Annotated in this window: 1 protein-coding gene; it reads left to right on the top strand. The window is 52.0% G+C overall.

Features of this window, described 5'->3' with window-relative positions; genetic code table 11:
* Positions 1-1,409 (top strand): DUF3352 domain-containing protein (locus NZ772_18860; protein ID MCS6815619.1); only part of this gene is annotated, 1,409 nt, incomplete at its 5' end.
* Between the last annotated feature and the right edge of the window lie 54 nt (positions 1,410-1,463).

Here is a 1,463-nt window from a genome sequence, read left to right on the forward strand (position 1 = left end):
CTGAGCGCTGGTATAAGCGGGCAACGATTGTAGAATGGCAGCCCCTTCCCCAAGTTGTTCAAAAACCTAGTGATACCACATCAGTGACGCTGGCATCTGCAATCTGGCAATATCGAGCCATGCGCACCCTCAGCCCTCATTCATTGGCGCTCTCCTCTCCTCAAGCTGCTTCCAGATTTGAGCCATTGCCAACTGTCAAGCCCGGCCTGGCGTTTGCAGTATTTGACGAATATATAGTGATGGCAGAGTCGGCAACTGTCCTTGAAGCGTATATCGATACCTTGCCAGAGGAAGGCTCATTGATGGAAAATGCCCAGTTTCAGCGCACCATGCAGCGGCCACAGTACGAGCAATCGTTCATGGTCGGTCATGGCAATCTAGGGCAATTGCTGTCAATGATTAATACCGCCAATCAGCGCTTAGTAGCTAGCCTGCCATCAGCATCATCACCGCTATTGGTGCCACAACTGCCTCCAGAAGCCCTTGCTCAACTCAAAACCACTACAGATAGCATCGATGCCTACCTGTGGGCACAGCGGGATGGCATTCAACTGCGGTACCTTGTACAGATGGATCGTCCGATCGCTGGCTTGCCTGCTATTACGCCTACCAACCATGCCAACAAATTGCTCAACCGTCTACCAGCCAGTAGCTATCTATCCCTAAACAGTGCAGATTTGAAGTCTATCTGGCGACTAGTATTGGCAACCATGGAAACCCAGCCTGCCCTTGCCCAGTCGTTAGGGGAACTGCGCCGGGTGGGATTGCAGGAACTGGGGCTAGATGACCATGATGTGTTTTCGTGGATGGATGGGGAATTTGCCCTGTGCCTGTTCCCAAGTCGCAAAGGTTTCTTGGGATCAACCATCGGTATGGCGCTGGTGGTACAGACCAGTGAGCGATCGGCAGCAGAAGCCGCCCTACGCAAATTTGATGCCTATGCCCAAAGCTTACAGATCTACAGCGTGAAACCTCGTCGTCTCCAAGGGCAGTGGGCCACCAGTTGGGATGCAGTCTACGCTAATGAGAGTTTGTTAGCCCATGGTTGGCTGGATCAGTCCACGCTATTGATTACTAACGGTACTGGCCCAATGGCAGAGATCATGCCCAAGCCCGCCATGAACTTGGCTAGTGCTAGTGAATTTCAATCAGCCGTTGCTCCCTTGCCTAAGGAAAACACAGGCTATTCCTACATCAATGTCAAAGCCGCCTCTAACCTAATGTTTAACTATGTGTTGCCCCAAGTGGCTCCACCAGAGGTGCTATCCGCCCCAGAAATGTTGGCGATGCGTAAGGCCCTAGCAGGCATTCGTAGTATTAGTGCTACAGTCTCGCACCAAGCCAATCGCAGCCAAGTTGACTTCTTCTTGGCACTCCGTCCTGCCCTGCCCCCCAAGCGACAACGCTAGGTCTTTAGCATTCTATATTTGCTGTACTCATGACCCCGCATGATGGTTGATTTG

The sequence above is a fragment of the Cyanobacteriota bacterium genome (assembly GCA_025054735.1).
GTDB lineage: Bacteria > Cyanobacteriota > Cyanobacteriia > SKYG9 > SKYG9 > SKYG9.